Raw genomic sequence first — 16,821 nt, 5'->3', positions numbered from 1 at the left:
ACTGCCTCGCGGGGGATCGCGTATTGGTCGCGGCTAGATGTCCAGGTCCTCGATCTTCGGCCCCCCGGCCACGTCCGCAACCCGTCGGTAGAGCTTGTCGGGCAGCTGTCCCTTCAACTCGTCCAGGGAATCCACTACGACGAAGACGAAATCGCCCCAGTCCTGTTGCCCGACACCGAGCAGGCGGCGCCAGCTCTTCGGGTCCCGCCAGTCCTTGAGCCAGTTCGCGCCCGCGTCGACGGGATATTCGTCCCAGTTCGAATACTGGGCGTGCATCACGTACTTGCCCTTGCGGCTGCGATACACCTGGATGTGCTCGATCCGCGTATCGTTGACCTCGTGCCACTCCCCCAGCAGAGTGCCGGAGAAGCGGACTTGGCGCACACCGTCGCGGCCGACCTTGACCACGATCTCGTCGTAGCCCTCCAGCCGACCCTCCTCGAGTTCGATGAACCGGCGCAACGCCGTGACCACCGCACCCGAGAGGTTGCCGCCGACCAACTCTTGCGCACGCTGGAACAGCGGAAGGTCGTCGTCGGCAACGTAGATCGTCTTGTTGGGCATACCCCGACTATACGTAGATGTATACGTACACGCAAGGTGTCACTCACCTTCGCCTGAAGCAGCGTTGAACCGTTCGGCGGGCCGGCCCGTATCACTCCTGTACGCAGTCGATTCATCGTCAGCGGAAAGGAGCGCCGATGCGGACTCGGGTAGTGGACCATCTGGTGCGAGCGGTGTCGGCGTTGGGTGTTCGGCACATCTTCGGGGTGGACGGCGCCAATATCGAGGATCTGTACGACGCGATCTTCGACGCGCCGGAGTACGTCACGGGGGTGGTCGCCAAACACGAGTTCTCCGCGGCCACCATGGCCGACGGGTATGCCCGCAGCACGGGCGGATTCGGCGTCGTCGCGGCGACCTCCGGCGGCGGTGCGATGAACCTCGTCGCCGGACTCGCCGAATCGTTCGCGTCGCGTGTGCCGGTACTCGCACTGGTCGGCCAGCCGCCGACCGCCCTGGAGGGCAACGGCGCGTTCCAGGACACCAGCGGACGCGCCGGGACCATCGACGCGGTCCGCCTCTTCGGCGCGGTCAGCACCTATTGCGCACGGGTGGAATCGGCTGCGGATGTGCCGGACCAGCTGGACCGGGCGATGCGAGCCGCCCGGCACGGTGGTCCTGCGGTACTGCTGCTGCCCAAAGACGTGCAGCAGGCCGAGCTGGGCAACGTCGCCCCGTTTCGGCCGAGCCCGCGGACGCACCGGGCCGACCACGCCGGAATCGCTCGCGTACGCGCCGCGCTCACCACGGCCCGGCACACCGGCAAGATCGTGATCATCGCGGGTGATCAGGTCGCGCGCGACGACGCGCGCGCCGAGTTGGCCCGCTTGGCCACCGCGCTGGAGGCCGCGGTGGGCGTCGCGCCGGACGCGAAGGACACCTTCGACAACACCGATCCCGCCTTCCGCGGTGTCGCGGGCAGCATGGGTCACCCCGAGCTGACGGCGGCCATTCGCTCCTCGGCCCTGTGCCTGCTGGTCGGCACCCGGTTGCCGGTGCCCGCCCGCGCCGGCTCGGAGACCGCGCTCGCCGAACGCGCGGTCGCGAGCATCGGCGTGGCGCCGCCGTACCTGCCCGCCATCCACGCGACCAGTACCGATCTCGCGCGAACGCTCGCCCAACTCGCCGACGAACTGGACGACGGCAGTACCGGAGCCGAACGCGTGCTCGCGGCGCAACCGCTGACTTCCCTGCGCGTGCCCGCCTCCTCCGGTCCAGGTCTGCGCTACCGGGATGTGGTCGAGACGATCGACGCCGTCTTGCCCGAAGGCACCGACGTGTTCGCCGACGCGGGCAACACCGGGGCGGCCGTCGTGCACCATCTGCGGGTCCCACGGGGCGGCCGGTTCGTGGTCGCCCTCGGCATGGGCGGGATGGGTTACGCGTTCGGCGCGGGCATCGGGTCCGCGTTCGCGCGGCACGCGCGAGCGGATGGCGTGCGGCGGACGGTGGTCATCGCCGGTGACGGCTCGTTCTACATGCACGGTATGGAGCTGCACACCGCGATCGAGCACGCGCTGCCGGTCACCTTCGTCGTGCTGAACAACAACGCCCACGCCATGTGCGTGACCAGGGAGCAGCTGTACTACCGGGATCGGTACAGCTTCAACCGATTTCGTCCGGCCTACCTGGGCGCGGGCGTCGCCGCGATGTTCCCCGAGCTGCCCGCGTTCTCGGTGCGCACCGTCGGTGATCTCGCCGCAGCGCTGCGACGCTGCATGGAAACCGAGGGTCCGTCATTCCTTTCGATCGAATGCGACCCCGATGAGATCCCCCCGTTCCTGCCCTTCCTGACCACCGTCGAGCAATCCGGGAAGGCCCGATGACCCACAACCGCCCAACCCGTGCGGGCGCCGTGCCTGCGCCCGCCGAGAGGAGCACCCCGTGACCGCGACTTCCCTGCCCGCCCTCAGCGATATCCCGGAGGAGGGTCTGCCGAATGTGCTCCGCGTCGAGAACGTCGACAAGGACGCCGCCACTCCGATCATCATGGACATGCTGCGATCGGTGTACCCACACGACCAGATCTACGGCGAATACTGCCCGGTGCAGGGCTATATCGCCGCACCGCCGCGAGAGGTGTACGAATACCTCGCCGACACCAGGTCGCTGGAGGAGTGGACCTACAGCATGCGCGGGTTCGCCGAGACCGACGAACCCGGACTGTGGCTGGCCTATGACCGGCTGGGCGCCGACACCAAGATCTTCACCCGCACCGTCGCGAACCCCGACGCCATGACCGTCGACTACCACTGCGCCTGGGACCAGTCACGGCACCTGTGGATGATCTACCTGCTGCGCGTGGTCGACGCCCAAGTGGTGTTCGACAAGCCGGGTTCGGTTGTCCTGTGGGTGAATTGCAAGCACCCGTTCTACGACGAGAACCCCTATCCGGAGACCGCGCCGCCGAAGCGGGAGGTGTGGGTCGGCGATTTCTGGGAGCTGTTCTCGGCGGGTCATCAGCTGGAGATGGACAACCTCAAGGCCATCTGCGAGTACCGGGCCACCCACGGCCTGCCCATCAAGCCCGACTGGATGAAGTGAGACGCGTTATGCACCAGAACACCTCCGGCCTACCCCCGGTCAGCCTTGTCGACGTGTCCTCGTATCTACCCGGCGAACCGGTCGGCACCGAATACTTCACCCAGTTCGCCCGCTCGGACCGGATGGCCAAGAACGTCATGTTCCGCGCGCCCAAGGGCCGCCACCACATAGCGCGCGACGAGACCGCGGTGGACATGGTCGAGCGCGCCGTCGCACCGTTGATCGAACGCAACGGCGCCGACGCGATCGCCGAGGTCGACGTCCTGCTCACGCACACCCAGCTGCCGGACAATCCGGTGCTCGGCAGCGGCCCCGAGGTGGCCCGGCGGCTCGGCATCCGTCCCTCGTACGTCTACGACCTGCACAACGGCGGGTGCGCGGCGTTCGTGCACATGATGGCGATGGCCCGCATGATTCTGCAAACCACCTCGGCGCGCACCGCGCTGATCGCGGCGAGCCAGAACTGCGCGGGACCGGTGTTCACCCAGACCGAGATCCGTAAGCTGGCCCAGGCTCCGGTGCCCGGCGACGGCTGCGGAGTCGGGCTGCTGCGCAAGGACGACAGCGCTCCGATCCTCGACGTCGAATGCCGCACCTATCCCGAATTCGCGGGAGACATGGAGTTCTCCACCAACGGCGAGCGCAAGTACTGGGAGCCGGGCGAGGGACAGGGGTGCGTCAGCTTCACCGAGTCCAAGGTCACCAAGGTGTTCGCCAGGGGCAACCGGCTGGTTCCGGAAGTCGCCCTCGCGGTGTGCGATCGGCTCGGCGTGCGCGGACGCGACGTCGACACCTTCGTCACCAATCAGCCGAACCGTCTGTTCCTGCGCAACTGGCACGACGCGCTGGAACTTCCGGCGCAGCGGCATCCCGACACCTTCGACTCCTGCGGAAATCTGTTCGCCGCCGGTATCCCGGTGACCCTGGACGTGGAGAACCGGGCGGGACGGCTGGCCAACGGCTCGCTGGTCCTGCTGGCGGGGTTCGCGCACGCGGGCGACTTCGCGGGCGCGGCCGCCGTCCGCTGGGGAGCCGCGCGATGAGCGTGCGCGTCGTCGACGGCACCCGGCCCTCCCGCAGACACCCGGCGCCCCGGGTGCCGCCTCGTTTCGACCTCACCCTGAGCGAGAACCCGTTCCCGCCGCTGCCTTCGGTGTTGCGGGCGGTGCACATGACGCTGGCACAGGCCAACCGATACCCGGAGTTCCTGCCGCATCGGCTGCCGTCGCTGATCGCCCGGCATGTGGACGTGCGGGCGGATCAGGTGGTGGTCGGCTCGGGGGCGACCGGGGTGGCCCTGCAGATCCTGCAGGCGCTGACCAGGCCGGGCACGGAGATCGTCTACAGCGCGCCGACGTTCGACGGGTATCCGATCATGGCCGAGATGACCGGCCTGGTCACCGTGCCGGTGCCGCTGGACACGACGGGGAACCAGGATCTGCGGGCGATGCGCCGCGCCATCGACCGGCGCACCGCACTGGTCGTGGTGTGCCGTCCGCACAATCCCACCGGCACGGTGATTCCGGCGGACGAGCTGAAGGCGTTCCTGTCCGACGTGCCCGCCCGGGTTCCGGTGATTCTCGATGAGGCGTACGTCGAATTCCTCGGTGCGGCCGAGTGCGTCGACCCGCTGGCACTCATCGCGAAACACCCCAACCTGCTCGTCCTGCGGACCTTCTCGAAGGCGTACGGCTTGGCCGGGCTGCGAATCGGCTACGCCTTCGGCAACACCGAACTGATCGCGCGAGTGGGCAAGTTGCAACTGCCCTTCGGGCTGAGCGCGGCGGCGGTGGCCGCGGTCGCCGCCTCCTACGCCGCCGAACCCGAACTCGCCGCACGAACCCTCCGCATCACCGGGGAACGAGACGCGCTCCGTGCCGCACTGATGGCTCGCGGATTCGCGATACCGGAGAGCCGCGCCAACTTCCTGTTCGTCCCCGGTCCCGGCACCGTCACCGCCCTCCGTCGCGCGGGGATCGCCGCGAAGCCTTATCCGGACGGCAGCGCTCGGATCGCCGTCGGCGACCCCTCCGCCGATCACGCGGTTCTGGAAGCGCTTCTGACGCGCACTTCGTGACCGGTACGACGGCGACTCCTTGCACAGGTGGGCCGGTCGGCAGCGCGCTCGAGCCGCGACGGCGCGGAGATGATCCAGCCGAGTCCGGTCTCCTTGCGGCGGAGGCAGGGCGGACCGTGTCGGATCGTCCCGTCCGACACGGCCCGTACCGAGCGCGCCGTCACGCGGTGAGGGCGCGGATCGGCTCGGCGGCGGTGATGTGACGACGGCGAGACGGGAGCATCGATGTCGGGTGCGAGATGCTCCACGCCGCGCTCTTGCAGATGAACTCCTTGACTCGCGCGGCCGCCCGGCCGGTGACGGCGGAGGGCTTGGGCTGATCGTCGGGGGTGACCCACTGGACGACGGCATCGCGGCGGCCGAGGCTGATGCACTGGGCGGTGTAGCCGATCGCATTGGGAGGGATCTTTCGGCCGGTCAGACGTGCGGCGATGGCGTCGGCGGCGTGATAGGCCGAAGGGACACCCGAGGCGCAGGACATGCGCAGCGGCTCGCCGTTCGCCCCGGGGGCGAGCGCGGCGTCGCCGACGGCGTAGACGTCGGGGTGCGAGACCGACCGCATCGTGTCGTCGACGACGATCTGCCCCGTCGCCGACACCCGCAGGGTGGTGGCCGCGGCGATCGGGTGCACGGCGAAACCGGCTGTCCACAAAGTCATTCGGGCCGGGATCGTGCGACCGTCGACGGTGACGGCGCCGGTCGGCTCGACGCGGGCGATGTCGGTGTGCTCGTGCACGGTGATGCCGAGCCGGTCGAACGCCTTGCGCAGATGCTGTTGGGCCTTCGCGCTCAGCCAGTCGCCGAGGCCGCCGCGAGCGACGAGGGCGACCGCGAGATCCGGTCGGGCCTCAGCGATTTCGGTGGCGGCTTCGATGCCGGTGAGGCCGGCGCCGACGACCAGCACGGTCGCACCCGAGCCCAAGCCGGCCAGGCGCTCGCGCACCCGCAGCGCGGACTGCTTGCCCGCGATGTCGTAGGCGTGCTCGGCCACACCGGGCACACCGCAGTCGGCGGCGGCGCTGCCGAGGGCGTAAACGAGAGTGTCGTAGGTGATCTCACGGCGGCCATCGGCGGCATCGATGTCGACCACATTTCGGTCGACATCGATCGCGGTCACCCGCGCGGGCACAACCCGTACGCCCGTGTCGGCGAAGACATCGGCCAGCGCGCGGGTCTTCAGCTCCTGACCTGCGGCGAGCTGGTGCATGCGGACCCGCTCGACGAACTCCGGATCGGCGTTGACGAGATCGATCTCGACATCGGCGGGATGCAGCCGCTTGGCCAGGCGACCAGCGGCGTTGGCTCCGGCGTATCCCGCGCCGAGAACGACGATGCGATGCTTCATGATCTCACTCCTGTCTGGGTGGTGTTCGCTTCCTGAACCGGACAGCGGCGCGGAACCTGACAGAAGGAGAGTGTGATCTAGATCACCATACGTCGACCAGGGGGTTCCCATGCTCGGACATCGCCCAGCGACGCGTGGCGCGGACGAGCTTGCTCGGGTTGGCCTGGGTGTGCACGGCCGCGATGCCGTCGGTCGTCACCTCCAGGCAGATGACACCGACGACCCGATCGCCGACCACGATCACCAGCGCGGGCACGCCATTGGCCACGGCGGCGAACAGAGCGGCGCGACCACCGATCATCGCCCACTTCTCCTCGGTGGGCTCGAACAGGCGGCGCAGGAACCGCGCCACCCGCAGCGCGCCGGTGATCGGCTCCGGTAGCGAGAAGACCACGCCGCCACCGTCACCCGCGCTGATCGCGTCGTCGGTCAACATCCGCACCAGCGAGTCGGTGTTGCCGCTCAGCGCGGCAGCGAGAAACTCGTCGACGATCTTGCGGGCGGCGGCCTCATCGATCTCCACGCGGGTCCGGTCGCCGGTCACACGCTGTTTCGCGCGCCGGTAGATCTGATAGCAGTTGGACTCGGTGATATCGAGGATTTCGGCGATCTCGTTGTGCGCGTAGCCGAATGCCTCGCGAAGCACATACACCACGCGCTCATTGGCCGACAGCCGTTCCATCAGGGTGAGCATCGCGATCGACACCGATTCGCGCTGCTCGACGGTCTCGGCCGGGCCGAGCATCCGGTCCCCGGCGAAGATCGGCTCGGGCAGCCACTGGCCTACATAGGCCTCTCGCCGTACCCGTGCCGAAGCGAGCTGGTTGAGGCAGATATTGGTGAGCACCTTGGTCAGCCACGCCTCGGGCGTCTCGACGAACGCGCGGTCGGCGGCGTGCCAGCGCATGAACGTATCCTGCACCGCGTCCTCGGCATCGCTCACCGAACCCAACAGGCGATACGCGATCGCCTCCAGTCGCGGCCGGCAGTTCTCGAATACCTCGACCTCAGGCGCACCAGCCGACATAGCTCGAAACTAACCGCCGCCGCCCACTTCCGCCAACCGCTACACCCGCCACCCCGGAACAGATCAGTAGTGGACGTCGATGAGCCACCCAGCCGGTACAGACGACGTCCGGGCGGGCGTCCCGGGGAGGCTTGGAGTAGTCGAGCGGAAGTGATTCGATCGAGGGATGTGGCGCGCATTCGAGGCCAACGCGGCGCCCGCGCACGGGACCGCCAGTCGGGTCCTGTTCCGGTTCGCCATGGGACGACGGGCGTTCATCCTGCGCCAGACGATCATCGAACCCGGCGGCTCCAGCGGGTGGCACTATCACGACGGGACGCTGTTCGTCCTCGTCGCGCGGGGGACGCTCGATCACCCGGGCGCGGACTGCGCGCCGGTCACCTATCGGCGGTGGCGAATCTTCCGCGAACCGAGCGGGCCGCGCTACCCGCATGTCGCCCGCAATATCGGGACCGAGCCGGTGCTGCTGTGCGTGCTCTACGTCACTCCGGTCGGCAGCCCGCTGTCGCGCAGCGTGGCGCCGCCGAAGTGAAGCGCGGTGGCCCTCAGCTCGCGGGCTGGCAGGCGTCGCGAAGTGAGCACGCTCCGCAGGAGCTGCCGCAACCGCCGGTCTCGGGGGGCGGAGCGATGGCGTCGGCGGCCTGTGCGGCGGCATTCGCGCCCGCGCCGAGGGTGAACAACGCGACCACGGCGGTGCAGGCCGCGACCACCAGCGCGACGAATCCGCCGGCGACCAGCGCGACGAGACCACCGGCGAACAGCAACGCCCCGGCCGCGATCGAGGTGGGCGCGGCGACCCGGTTGGCGACGCGGAACGTCTCGCCGGTGGACAACGCGGCCTCGGTGTGCACCCCGAAGAAACGATTGCGGGGCAACCGGCCGGTCAGCCCGAGTGCGCCGGTGGTGACGGCTACGGCAGCCAGCGCGAACAGGACGAGAGCGACGACGAACACCCATGCAGGCTAGCGCATCGGTGCCGCCGGGCCGATGACGGGCGGTGCGACCGAGAACACGTCGGCAAAGTCCAGGCCAGCCCGATTTTCGGTCCAGCGGAGGTGACGTTCTACCCTGATAGACGAAGTTTGTCGGGGATCGGCGACCACAAGAAGGCAGGACCGTGCAAGACACACGCGCAACCGAAAGCGATGTACCAGAGCATCGGTACAACGCGGAGCTTGCCGGCCGCATCGAACGCCGGTGGCAGCGGACGTGGGACGAACGCGGAACCTTCCATGCGCCGAACCCGGTGGGACCGCTGGCGGGCCCGACGCCGCCGGACAAGCTGTTCGTGCAGGACATGTTCCCCTACCCCTCGGGCGCGGGACTGCATGTCGGACATCCGCTGGGTTATATCGCCACCGATGTCTTCGCCCGCTACCACCGCATGCACGGCCGCAATGTGCTGCACGCCCTCGGCTACGACGCCTTCGGCCTGCCCGCCGAGCAGTACGCGGTGCAGACCGGCGCGCACCCGCGCGACACCACCGAGTCGAACATCGCCACGATGCAGCGCCAGCTGGACCGGCTGGGGCTCGGCCACGACCGCCGCCGCTCCTTCGCGACCACCGACCCGGAGTACTACCGCTGGACCCAGTGGATCTTCCTGCGCATCTACAACGCCTGGTACGACCAGGAGGCCGATCGCGCCCGCCCGATCACCGAGCTGGAGGCCCAGTTCGCCTCCGGTGCACGGGCGGTCCCGGACGGGAAGGACTGGGCCGCGCTGAGTCCCGCCGAACGCGGCGCGCTGCTGGACTCCTACCGCTTGGTCTACCAGACGGATTCGATGGTGAACTGGTGCCCGGGTCTGGGCACCGTGCTGTCCAACGAAGAGGTCACCGCCGAAGGTCGCAGTGAGCGCGGGAACTTCCCGGTGTTCCGGAAGCGGCTGTGGCAGTGGATGATGCGCATCACCTCCTACGCCGACCGGTTGGTCGACGATCTCGACCGGCTGGACTGGCCGGAGAACGTCAAGGCCATGCAGCGCAACTGGATCGGGCGTTCGCGCGGGGCGCAGGTGAGGTTCGACGCCGACGGCGAGCAGATCAAGGTTTTCACCACCCGGCCAGACACCCTGTTCGGCGCGACGTACGTCGTGCTGGCGCCCGAACACGAGCTGGTGGACAAGCTGACCGCGGCCGCGTGGCCCGCCGACGTCGATCCCCGCTGGACCAACGGCGGGGCCGCGTCCCCGGCGGACGCCGTCGCGGCCTACCGCACGTCGATCGCGGCCAAATCGGATCTGGAGCGTCAGGAGAACAAGGAGAAGACCGGCGTCTTCCTGGGCAACTACGCCACCAACCCGGTGAACGGCGCACCCGTGCCGATCTTCATCGCCGACTACGTGCTCAGCGGATACGGCACCGGCGCGATCATGGCGGTACCCGGGCACGACCAGCGCGACTGGGATTTCGCCACCGCGCTCGGGCTGCCGATCAAAGAGGTCATCTCCGGCGGCGACATCACCGTCTCGGCCCACTCCGGTGAGGGCGAACTGGTGAATTCCGGCTACCTGGACGGGCTGTCGGTCGAAGACGCCAAGGCCACGGTGATCGCCCGGCTGGAGTCCGACGGCCACGGCACCGGCACCATCCAGTACAAGCTGCGCGACTGGCTGTTCGCCCGGCAGCGCTATTGGGGCGAGCCGTTCCCGATCGTCTACGACGAGCAGGGCGCACCGCACGCGCTGCCGGAGTCCATGCTGCCGGTGCGGCTGCCGGAACTCGACGACTTCGCGCCGGTGACCTTCGACCCGGACGACGCGACGTCCGAACCGTCGCCGCCGCTGGCCAAGGCCACCGACTGGGTGCATGTCGAACTGGACCTGGGCGATGGGCCCAGGAAATACCGCCGCGACACCAACGTCATGCCGAACTGGGCGGGCAGCTCGTGGTATCAGCTGCGCTACGCCGATCCGACGAACACCGAGGCGTTCTGTGCCCGGGAGAACGAGGCGTACTGGCTCGGACCGCGCGCCGAGGTCGGCGGGCCGGACGATCCGGGCGGCGTGGACCTGTACGTCGGCGGTGTCGAGCACGCGGTGCTGCACCTGCTGTACGCGCGGTTCTGGCAGAAGGTGCTGTTCGACCTGGGCGATGTCAGCAGCTCGGAGCCGTACCGGCGACTGTTCAACCAGGGCTACATCCAGGCGCACGCCTATACCGACGAGCGCGGCGCGTACGTGCCCGCCGCCGAGGTGGCCGAACGCGACGGCCAGTTCTTCTGGACCGACGCCACCGGCACCGAGATCAGGGTGTTCCAGGAGTACGGCAAGATCGGCAAGTCGCTGAAGAACGCCATCTCCCCGGACGAGATGTGCGATCTGTACGGCGCCGACACCTTCCGCTTCTACGAGATGGCCATGGGTCCGCTGGACACCTCGCGGCCGTGGGCCACCAAAGACGTCGTCGGCGCGCACCGGTTCCTGCAACGGGCCTGGCGCCTGGTGGTGAACGAGGAGTCCGGCGCGCTGCGGGTCACCGACGCCGAGCCGACCGGCGAGACGCTGCGCCTGCTGCACAAGACGATCGCGGGCGTGGACGAGGATTTCGCCGCGTTGCGCGACAACACCGCGGGCGCCAAGCTGATCGAGCTGACCAACCACCTGACCAAGAGCTACCCGGACGGCGCGCCGCGCTCGGTGGTGGAGCCGCTGGTGCTGATGCTGGCGCCGCTGGCCCCGCACGTCGCCGAGGAGCTGTGGGAGCGGCTGGGCCACACCACGTCGCTGGCGCACGGCCCGTTCCCGGTCGCCGATCCCGCCCTGCTGGTCGAGGAGTCGGTGGAGTACCCGATTCAGGTGAACGGCAAGGTGCGCAGCCGGATTCAGGTGGCGGCCGACGCGGACAACGCGGCGATCGAGGCGGCAGCGCTGGCCGATGAGAAGATCGCCCAGCTGCTCGACGGCGCGGCGCCGCGCAAGCTGATCGTGGTGCCCGGACGCTTGGTGAACATCGTCGCCTGACGGCTGGTCAGCGCGGCGGGAGCAGCACGTCGTCGAGCGTGACCAGGGAAATCAGTAGGGCCGGAGCACGACCTCGGTCGGGTGTGCGTCGCGCGGAGTGTCGATGGCGGAACGCACCGTGTATGCCACCGTCTCGGGGGTGAGGAAATCCTCGGCCCGGTACTCGCGCCCCTCGCCCGCGATGATCTCTCGCTGCATGTCGGTGTCGATGCGCCCCGGGTGGATCGAGGTCACCCGCAGTTCCGGCTCCTCCTGCCGCAACGCGTCACCGAAAGCGCGCAGGCCGAACTTGCTCGCCGCGTAGGATGCCCAGCCCGCGTTGGCGCGCAGCCCCGCACCCGAGTTGATCAGCACCACATGCCCCTTGCCCGCCCGCAGCGCGGGCAGCAGCAGCCGGGTGAGTTCGGCGACGGCGATGAGGTTGGCCTCCAACGTGTTCCGCCACTGTTCGACGGTGGACCCGGCGATCGTGCCGAGATCGGCGATGCCCGCGTTGTGCACCAGGACGTTCAGGCTCCGGATCGGCGCGACCGCTTCGGCGAGGGCGGCATAGTCGGTCAACTCGACCGGCCAGCCCTGCGCGGCGGGCAGCTCCGCCAGGATGCCGCGTAGCGACTCCGCGGATCGGGCGCCCAGCAGCAGGTCGTGCGAGGGTGCGAGTTCGCGGGCGATCGCGGCGCCCAGGCCACGGCTGGCGCCGGTGAGCAACGCGGTCGGTTTCGCGGGCGCGGCGGAAGTCATGGGCCCCACCGTAACCGGCCGGATGAAGTAGGCGTAGAAACGCGTAGCACTGGACGAACGACTAGCGCTGCACACCGAATCGAGGCGACAATCTCGAGCAGCGAATCACGGACGGGGCATGCGAAAGTGAGAACCGCCGAACACCAACCGGCCACGGGCCCAGGAGCCGGGGACGAAACGGACACCGCTGAGCGGGCATATCTGCGGGTGACATCGCAGAATAGGGGGATGGCACATCCGGGCTTCACCCCCACCCAGCTCGCGGCCCGCGCTGCCTACCTGCTGCGCGGCAACGATCTGGGCACGATGACCAGCGCGGCGCCACGCCTGTACCCGCACATGTGGAGCTGGGACGCGGCGTTCGTCGCGGTCGGCCTCGCGCCGCTGAGCGTGGAGCGGGCGGTGATCGAACTGGACACCCTGCTCTCGGCGCAGTGGAAGAACGGCATGATCCCGCACATCGTCTTCGCCAACGGCGTGGACGGCTATTTTCCCGGCCCGGCCCGCTGGGAGTGCCGCAAACTGGCGGCCAACGCCCCGGACGACCTGGACACCTCCGGGATCACCCAACCGCCCGTGCACGCCATCGCGGTGCAGCGGATACTGGATCATTCGCGCAGGCACGGCCGCAGTACCAGGTCCGTGGCCGAGGAGTTCCTCAACCGGCGCTGGCCGGATCTGGTGCGCTGGCACCGCTGGCTGGCGCACGCCCGCGATCCCAAGGAGACCGGCCGCATCACCCTGTATCACGGCTGGGAGTCCGGGATGGACAACTCGCCGCGCTGGGATCGCGCCTACGAGCACGTGGTCCCCGGCGACCTGCCGCCCTACCGCCGCGAGGACGTGCTGGTGGTGTCGGATCCGACCCAGCGGCCCACCGACCGCGAGTACGACCGTTACCTGTGGCTGGTGGAGCAGATGCGCCGCGCGGGCTACGACGACTACCAGCTCGCCTCCATCATGAGCTTCGCCGTCGAGGACGTGTTCGTCACCGGGATCTTCTCGCTGGCCTGCGAGGTGCTGGCCAACATCGGCGAAGAGTACAAGCAGCCGCACGCGGACGTGCGCGATCTCTACGCCTGGGCCGACCGGTTCCGCGCCGGCGTCGTCGCGACGACCGATGCCCGCACCGGCGCGGCCCGCGACTTCGACGTGCGGTTACAGCGGTGGATCAACACCGAGACCCTCTCGATGTTCGCGCCGCTGCTGTGTGGCGGCCTCCCCCGCGACACCGAGCGCGCTCTGCTGCGCCTGTTCGAGGGCCCGCGCTTCTGCGGCCATCCGGATCTGCGCTACGCGCTGCCGCCCTCGACCTCGCCGGTGTCCAAGGACTTCCGTTCCCGCGAGTACTGGCGCGGCCCGGTGTGGCCGGTGATGAGCTGGCTGTTCTCCTGGGTCTTCGCCAGGCGCGGCTGGGCCGAGCGCTCGTTCATGTTGCGCGCCGAGGGCTTGCGGCAGGCCAGCGACGGCAGCTTCGCCGAGTATTACGAACCGTTCACCGGCGAACCGCTCGGCAGCATGCAGCAGTCGTGGACGGCGGCGTCGGTCCTGGACTGGCTGGGGTGAGAGCCACAGAACAGTTCTGACACCCCATTCGTCACACTGGTAACAGTCAGAGCGAATGGCTATCGTCGTGCGGCATGGGTATCTGGAGGTCGACCACTCGCCGCGGCACGGCGCTGTCGCTGCTCGCACTGTCCGGCGTCCTCGGCGCCACGCTCCCCGCGACGGCGGCGCCGACCGGTCCGGATGTCTCCTCGTGGCAGCACACCGGCGGCAGTCCGATCGACTGGTTCGCGGTCAAGCGTTCCGGCCACAACTTCGCCATGGTCAAGGCCACCGAGGGGATCGGTTACATCAACCCGTACTTCGTGCCCGACAGTCTGCTGATGCGCGCGGCCGGAATGGCTCGGGGCACATACCACTACGCCCGCCCCAACCTGCCACCCGAACCGCAGGCCGCGCTGTACGCGGCGGTGGTGCTCGGACAGAACGGACCGCTCGACCTGCCGCCCGTGCTGGACTTGGAGGACTCCGGCGGTCTCGGCCCGGCGGCGTTGATCGACTGGACCCGCCGCTACCTGAACACCGTGGAAACGCTCACCGGCCGCGTCCCCATCGTCTACACCTATCCCAACTTCTGGCGTACCGCGATGGCCGACACCGCCGAGTTCGCCGATTACCCGCTGTGGATCGCCGACTACCGCGGCAACGCCCAACCCGAGGTGCCCGGCGGTTGGTCTACCTGGACGTTTTGGCAGACCACCGACAGCGGCGCCATCCCAGGCATCGCGGGCCGCGTCGACCTCAACGTCTACAGCGGCGCCCAGGGTGATTTCGCCGGCTACGCCAACATCAGCGGCACCGGCAGTAGCTGAGAGCGGAGCCGCTACTCGCCCAGTCGAGTAGCGGCTCCACCCGTGGGAAAAGCCGCGGATGGTGGTCGGCCGTGGTCGCAGGGGCCGGTGGCCGCGGCTGTGGTCTCAGACCCCGATGCGGCCGCCGGCCTTCTTCCAGACCGCCACGACCGAGGGGCGAGGCTGGGAGGTGCCGCCGTCGGGCCAGTGCGACAACGGGTTCTCCGGAGTGGCGTCGTCGGCCTCGCCGGGATGCTGCACGCACACCATGACCCGTGCCTCGCTGACCACCGGACCACAGGTCTCCGCACCGCGCGGGACGGTCAGGAACTGCTTGGTCTGGCCGCGATTCGGGCCGTCGAGCACCACAGCGAACAAGCCGTCGTTCGACTTCGACGCGTTGCCATCGGTGGCGATCCACAGGTTGCCGTACGGGTCGAAGGCCAGGTTGTCCGGGCAGGAGATCGGGCTGACCTCGGATTTGTCGTATCCGGCGAAGTAGGTGTCGGCCGCGGCGGGATCGCCGCAGACCAGCAGCAGCGACCAGGTGAAGTCGGTGCCGGTGTGGTTGTCGTCGATCTCCAGGATCTGACCGTTCTTGTTGAGCTTGCGCGGGTTCGCCTCGTCCGGCCCCTGCTTGCCCTCCGCGCCGCGGTTGTCGTTGTTGGTCAGCGCCACGTACACCTTGCCGGTGTAAGGGTTGGCCTCGAAGTCCTCCGGGCGGTCCATCTTGGTGGCGCCCACCTTGTCGGCGGCCAGGCGGGTGAAGACCGCAACCTCTTCCGGGCTCATACCATCGACCAGCGACTTGCCCTTGCCGTCCGCACCGGTTTCCAGCAGCGGGATCCACTGGCCGGTGCCGGTGAAGCCCTTGTCCGACGGCTTGGCGCCGGTGCCGTCGATCTTGTCGGCGTGGTCGCCGGTGAGCTTGGCGACGTACAGCGTGCCCGCGTCCAGGATGGTCAGGTTGTGCCGCATGCTCGCCGCACCGGTGCCCGGCTGGATCTTGCGCGAGGACACGAACTTGTACATGTATTCGAACTTCTCGTCGTCACCGGTGTAGGAGACGACGTCGCCGTTCTTCGTGACGTAGATGGTGGCGGCCTCGTGCTTCACCCGGCCCATCGCGGTGTGCTTGATCGGCGTCGAGTTCGGATCCCACGGATCGACCTCGATGACGTACCCGAATCGGTTGGCCTCGTTGGGTTCCTGCGCCAGATCGAAGCGCTTGTCCGCGCGCTCCCACAGGTTGACGGTCTTGCCCGCGGCGAAACCGTAGCGCTTCAGCCGCGCGGCGGCGGCCGGCTCGGTCACCTTGTCCGCGTTGGCGAAGTAGCCGTGGAAGTTCTCCTCGCCCGACAGCACGGTGCCCCACGGGGTCAGGCCGCCGGAGCAGTTGGCGAACGTGCCGAGCACCTTGGTGCCGGTCGGATCGGCCGAAGTCTTCACGAAGTCGCTGCCCGCGGCGGGACCGGTCAGCTTGAACTCGGTGGTCGCGGTGATCCTGCGGTTGTATTTGCCGAAGGCGGGAACCAGCTTTCCCGAACCGGATTCGCCGTGCACCTCGACCACGGTCAGTCCGTGGGCGGCCATGGTGACCGCGATCTGCTCGTCGGTCGGTGCGTCCTTGTTGTAGCCACGGAACATGTGCGGGCTGGTGGTGTACTCGTGGTTGACCACGAACAGGTAGCCGTTGGCCTGGCCCTCGATCGGCAGCAGAGCGGCGAAGTCGTTGTTGTAGCCGAACTGCTTGGCCTGCGCGGCGGCGGTCTGCTTGTCGAAGTCGAAGGCGGGCGCGTCGGGGAACAGCGGATCACCCCAGCGGATCACGACGGACTGCTCGTAGCCGTCCGGGATCACCACGGCGTCTTCCTTGTTCGGCGCGACGGCGGTGAAGTCGACACCGGTTCCCGGCGGGCCCGCGGGCGAGGTCGACGCCACGGATGTGGGCTCGCTGTCGTCACCGCAGGCCGCGAGGACGCTGCCCGCGCCGACCGCGAGCACGGCGGCCGCACCGCCCTTGATCAGCCCGCGCCGGTTCAGCGAGCTGACGATGTCACCGAAGTAGGCCCCCGCGGAGGTGTTCGGCGCCTCGTGGAAGCACGCGTTCGCGCACTTGTATTCACAGGTCACGGCGGCGCGCGACGACTGTCCGTCGTGCTTTACGAAAAGGGCGAGTGGCTGAAGACTCACGGTGACTCC

The 16,821-nt window shown here is 68.7% G+C and carries 14 protein-coding genes; 8 read left to right on the top strand and 6 right to left on the bottom strand.

The features are described from left to right. Positions 1-33: 33 nt before the first annotated feature. Positions 34-564 carry an EXLDI protein gene (locus ACZ6DL_RS09450; RefSeq protein ID WP_062973098.1) on the bottom strand — a complete coding sequence of 177 codons (531 nt, stop codon included), beginning with the start codon at positions 562-564 and terminating at the stop codon, positions 34-36. Positions 565-701: 137 nt separating this feature from the next. On the opposite strand from ACZ6DL_RS09450, the gene ACZ6DL_RS09445 reads away from it, so the two are divergent. From ACZ6DL_RS09445 to ACZ6DL_RS09430, 4 genes are read left to right on the top strand one after another with little or no spacing between them, the layout of a single operon-like run. After that, positions 702-2,390 carry a thiamine pyrophosphate-binding protein gene (locus tag ACZ6DL_RS09445; RefSeq protein ID WP_466050104.1) on the top strand — a complete coding sequence of 563 codons (1,689 nt, stop codon included), beginning with the start codon at positions 702-704 and terminating at the stop codon, positions 2,388-2,390. Between the two features lie 58 nt (positions 2,391-2,448). Next, positions 2,449-3,108 (top strand): SRPBCC family protein, encoded by a 660-nt coding sequence (locus tag ACZ6DL_RS09440; protein ID WP_466050103.1) that lies wholly within the window; start codon positions 2,449-2,451, stop codon positions 3,106-3,108. An 8-nt stretch (positions 3,109-3,116) separates the two neighbouring features. Next, positions 3,117-4,151: a 3-oxoacyl-ACP synthase III family protein gene (locus ACZ6DL_RS09435; protein ID WP_357035253.1), complete on the top strand. Its 1,035-nt coding sequence runs from the start codon at positions 3,117-3,119 to the stop codon at positions 4,149-4,151. Continuing rightward, positions 4,148-5,185 carry an aminotransferase class I/II-fold pyridoxal phosphate-dependent enzyme gene (locus ACZ6DL_RS09430; RefSeq protein ID WP_466050102.1) on the top strand — a complete coding sequence of 346 codons (1,038 nt, stop codon included), beginning with the start codon at positions 4,148-4,150 and terminating at the stop codon, positions 5,183-5,185. The genes ACZ6DL_RS09435 and ACZ6DL_RS09430 overlap by 4 nt, the downstream gene beginning before the upstream one ends. Positions 5,186-5,345: 160 nt before the next feature. Here the strand turns inward: ACZ6DL_RS09430 and ACZ6DL_RS09425 are convergent, their stop codons facing one another. Beyond that, positions 5,346-6,530, bottom strand: coding sequence for an NAD(P)/FAD-dependent oxidoreductase (locus ACZ6DL_RS09425; protein WP_466050101.1), 1,185 nt, complete (start codon positions 6,528-6,530; stop codon positions 5,346-5,348). A gap of 82 nt (positions 6,531-6,612) precedes the next feature. Next, entirely contained in the window at positions 6,613-7,557 is a 945-nt protein-coding gene (gene sigJ, locus ACZ6DL_RS09420) for an RNA polymerase sigma factor SigJ (RefSeq protein WP_466050100.1), read from the bottom strand. A gap of 166 nt (positions 7,558-7,723) precedes the next feature. On the opposite strand from sigJ, the gene ACZ6DL_RS09415 reads away from it, so the two are divergent. Then, the gene (locus ACZ6DL_RS09415) at positions 7,724-8,089 is read left to right on the top strand and encodes a cupin domain-containing protein (RefSeq protein WP_466050099.1); all 366 of its coding nucleotides are present in this window, start codon (positions 7,724-7,726) and stop codon (positions 8,087-8,089) included. Between the two features lie 13 nt (positions 8,090-8,102). Here ACZ6DL_RS09415 and ACZ6DL_RS09410 read toward each other — a convergent pair whose 3' ends face one another. Next, on the bottom strand, positions 8,103-8,510 hold the full coding sequence (locus ACZ6DL_RS09410; protein ID WP_466050098.1) for an SdpI family protein: 408 nt from the start codon (positions 8,508-8,510) through the stop codon (positions 8,103-8,105). A 164-nt stretch (positions 8,511-8,674) separates the two neighbouring features. On the opposite strand from ACZ6DL_RS09410, the gene leuS reads away from it, so the two are divergent. Beyond that, positions 8,675-11,521 (top strand): leucine--tRNA ligase, encoded by a 2,847-nt coding sequence (leuS, locus tag ACZ6DL_RS09405; RefSeq protein WP_466050097.1) that lies wholly within the window; start codon positions 8,675-8,677, stop codon positions 11,519-11,521. 51 nt (positions 11,522-11,572) lie between these two features. Here leuS and ACZ6DL_RS09400 read toward each other — a convergent pair whose 3' ends face one another. After that, positions 11,573-12,262, bottom strand: coding sequence for an SDR family oxidoreductase (locus tag ACZ6DL_RS09400; protein WP_466050096.1), 690 nt, complete (start codon positions 12,260-12,262; stop codon positions 11,573-11,575). A gap of 228 nt (positions 12,263-12,490) precedes the next feature. On the opposite strand from ACZ6DL_RS09400, the gene ggh reads away from it, so the two are divergent. Beyond that, positions 12,491-13,828, top strand: coding sequence for a glucosylglycerate hydrolase (gene ggh / locus ACZ6DL_RS09395; RefSeq protein WP_466050095.1), 1,338 nt, complete (start codon positions 12,491-12,493; stop codon positions 13,826-13,828). 74 nt (positions 13,829-13,902) lie between these two features. Beyond that, positions 13,903-14,640, top strand: a complete 738-nt coding sequence (locus tag ACZ6DL_RS09390; RefSeq protein WP_466050094.1) for a glycoside hydrolase family 25 protein — start codon at positions 13,903-13,905, stop codon at positions 14,638-14,640. Between the two features lie 105 nt (positions 14,641-14,745). On the opposite strand, the gene ACZ6DL_RS09385 is transcribed toward ACZ6DL_RS09390, so the two are convergent. Then, positions 14,746-16,812, bottom strand: coding sequence for a PhoX family protein (locus tag ACZ6DL_RS09385; RefSeq protein ID WP_466050093.1), 2,067 nt, complete (start codon positions 16,810-16,812; stop codon positions 14,746-14,748). Positions 16,813-16,821 lie beyond the last annotated feature (9 nt).

The organism is Nocardia sp. NPDC041819, assembly GCF_055590505.1.
The sequence above is the reverse complement of the archived record's forward strand: the minus strand, read 5'-3'. Positions and strand labels throughout refer to the sequence as shown.

Coding starts and splice junctions, on each gene's coding strand:
- ACZ6DL_RS09445 (WP_466050104.1), top strand. CDS start 702: ATGCGGACTCGGGTAGTGGACCATCTGGTGCGAGCGGTGTCGGCGTTG.
- ACZ6DL_RS09390 (WP_466050094.1), top strand. CDS start 13,903: ATGGGTATCTGGAGGTCGACCACTCGCCGCGGCACGGCGCTGTCGCTG.
- ACZ6DL_RS09415 (WP_466050099.1), top strand. CDS start 7,724: ATGTGGCGCGCATTCGAGGCCAACGCGGCGCCCGCGCACGGGACCGCC.
- ACZ6DL_RS09450 (WP_062973098.1), bottom strand. CDS start 564: ATGCCCAACAAGACGATCTACGTTGCCGACGACGACCTTCCGCTGTTC.
- ACZ6DL_RS09435 (WP_357035253.1), top strand. CDS start 3,117: ATGCACCAGAACACCTCCGGCCTACCCCCGGTCAGCCTTGTCGACGTG.
- ACZ6DL_RS09400 (WP_466050096.1), bottom strand. CDS start 12,262: ATGACTTCCGCCGCGCCCGCGAAACCGACCGCGTTGCTCACCGGCGCC.
- sigJ (WP_466050100.1), bottom strand. CDS start 7,557: ATGTCGGCTGGTGCGCCTGAGGTCGAGGTATTCGAGAACTGCCGGCCG.
- ACZ6DL_RS09425 (WP_466050101.1), bottom strand. CDS start 6,530: ATGAAGCATCGCATCGTCGTTCTCGGCGCGGGATACGCCGGAGCCAAC.
- ggh (WP_466050095.1), top strand. CDS start 12,491: ATGGCACATCCGGGCTTCACCCCCACCCAGCTCGCGGCCCGCGCTGCC.
- ACZ6DL_RS09430 (WP_466050102.1), top strand. CDS start 4,148: ATGAGCGTGCGCGTCGTCGACGGCACCCGGCCCTCCCGCAGACACCCG.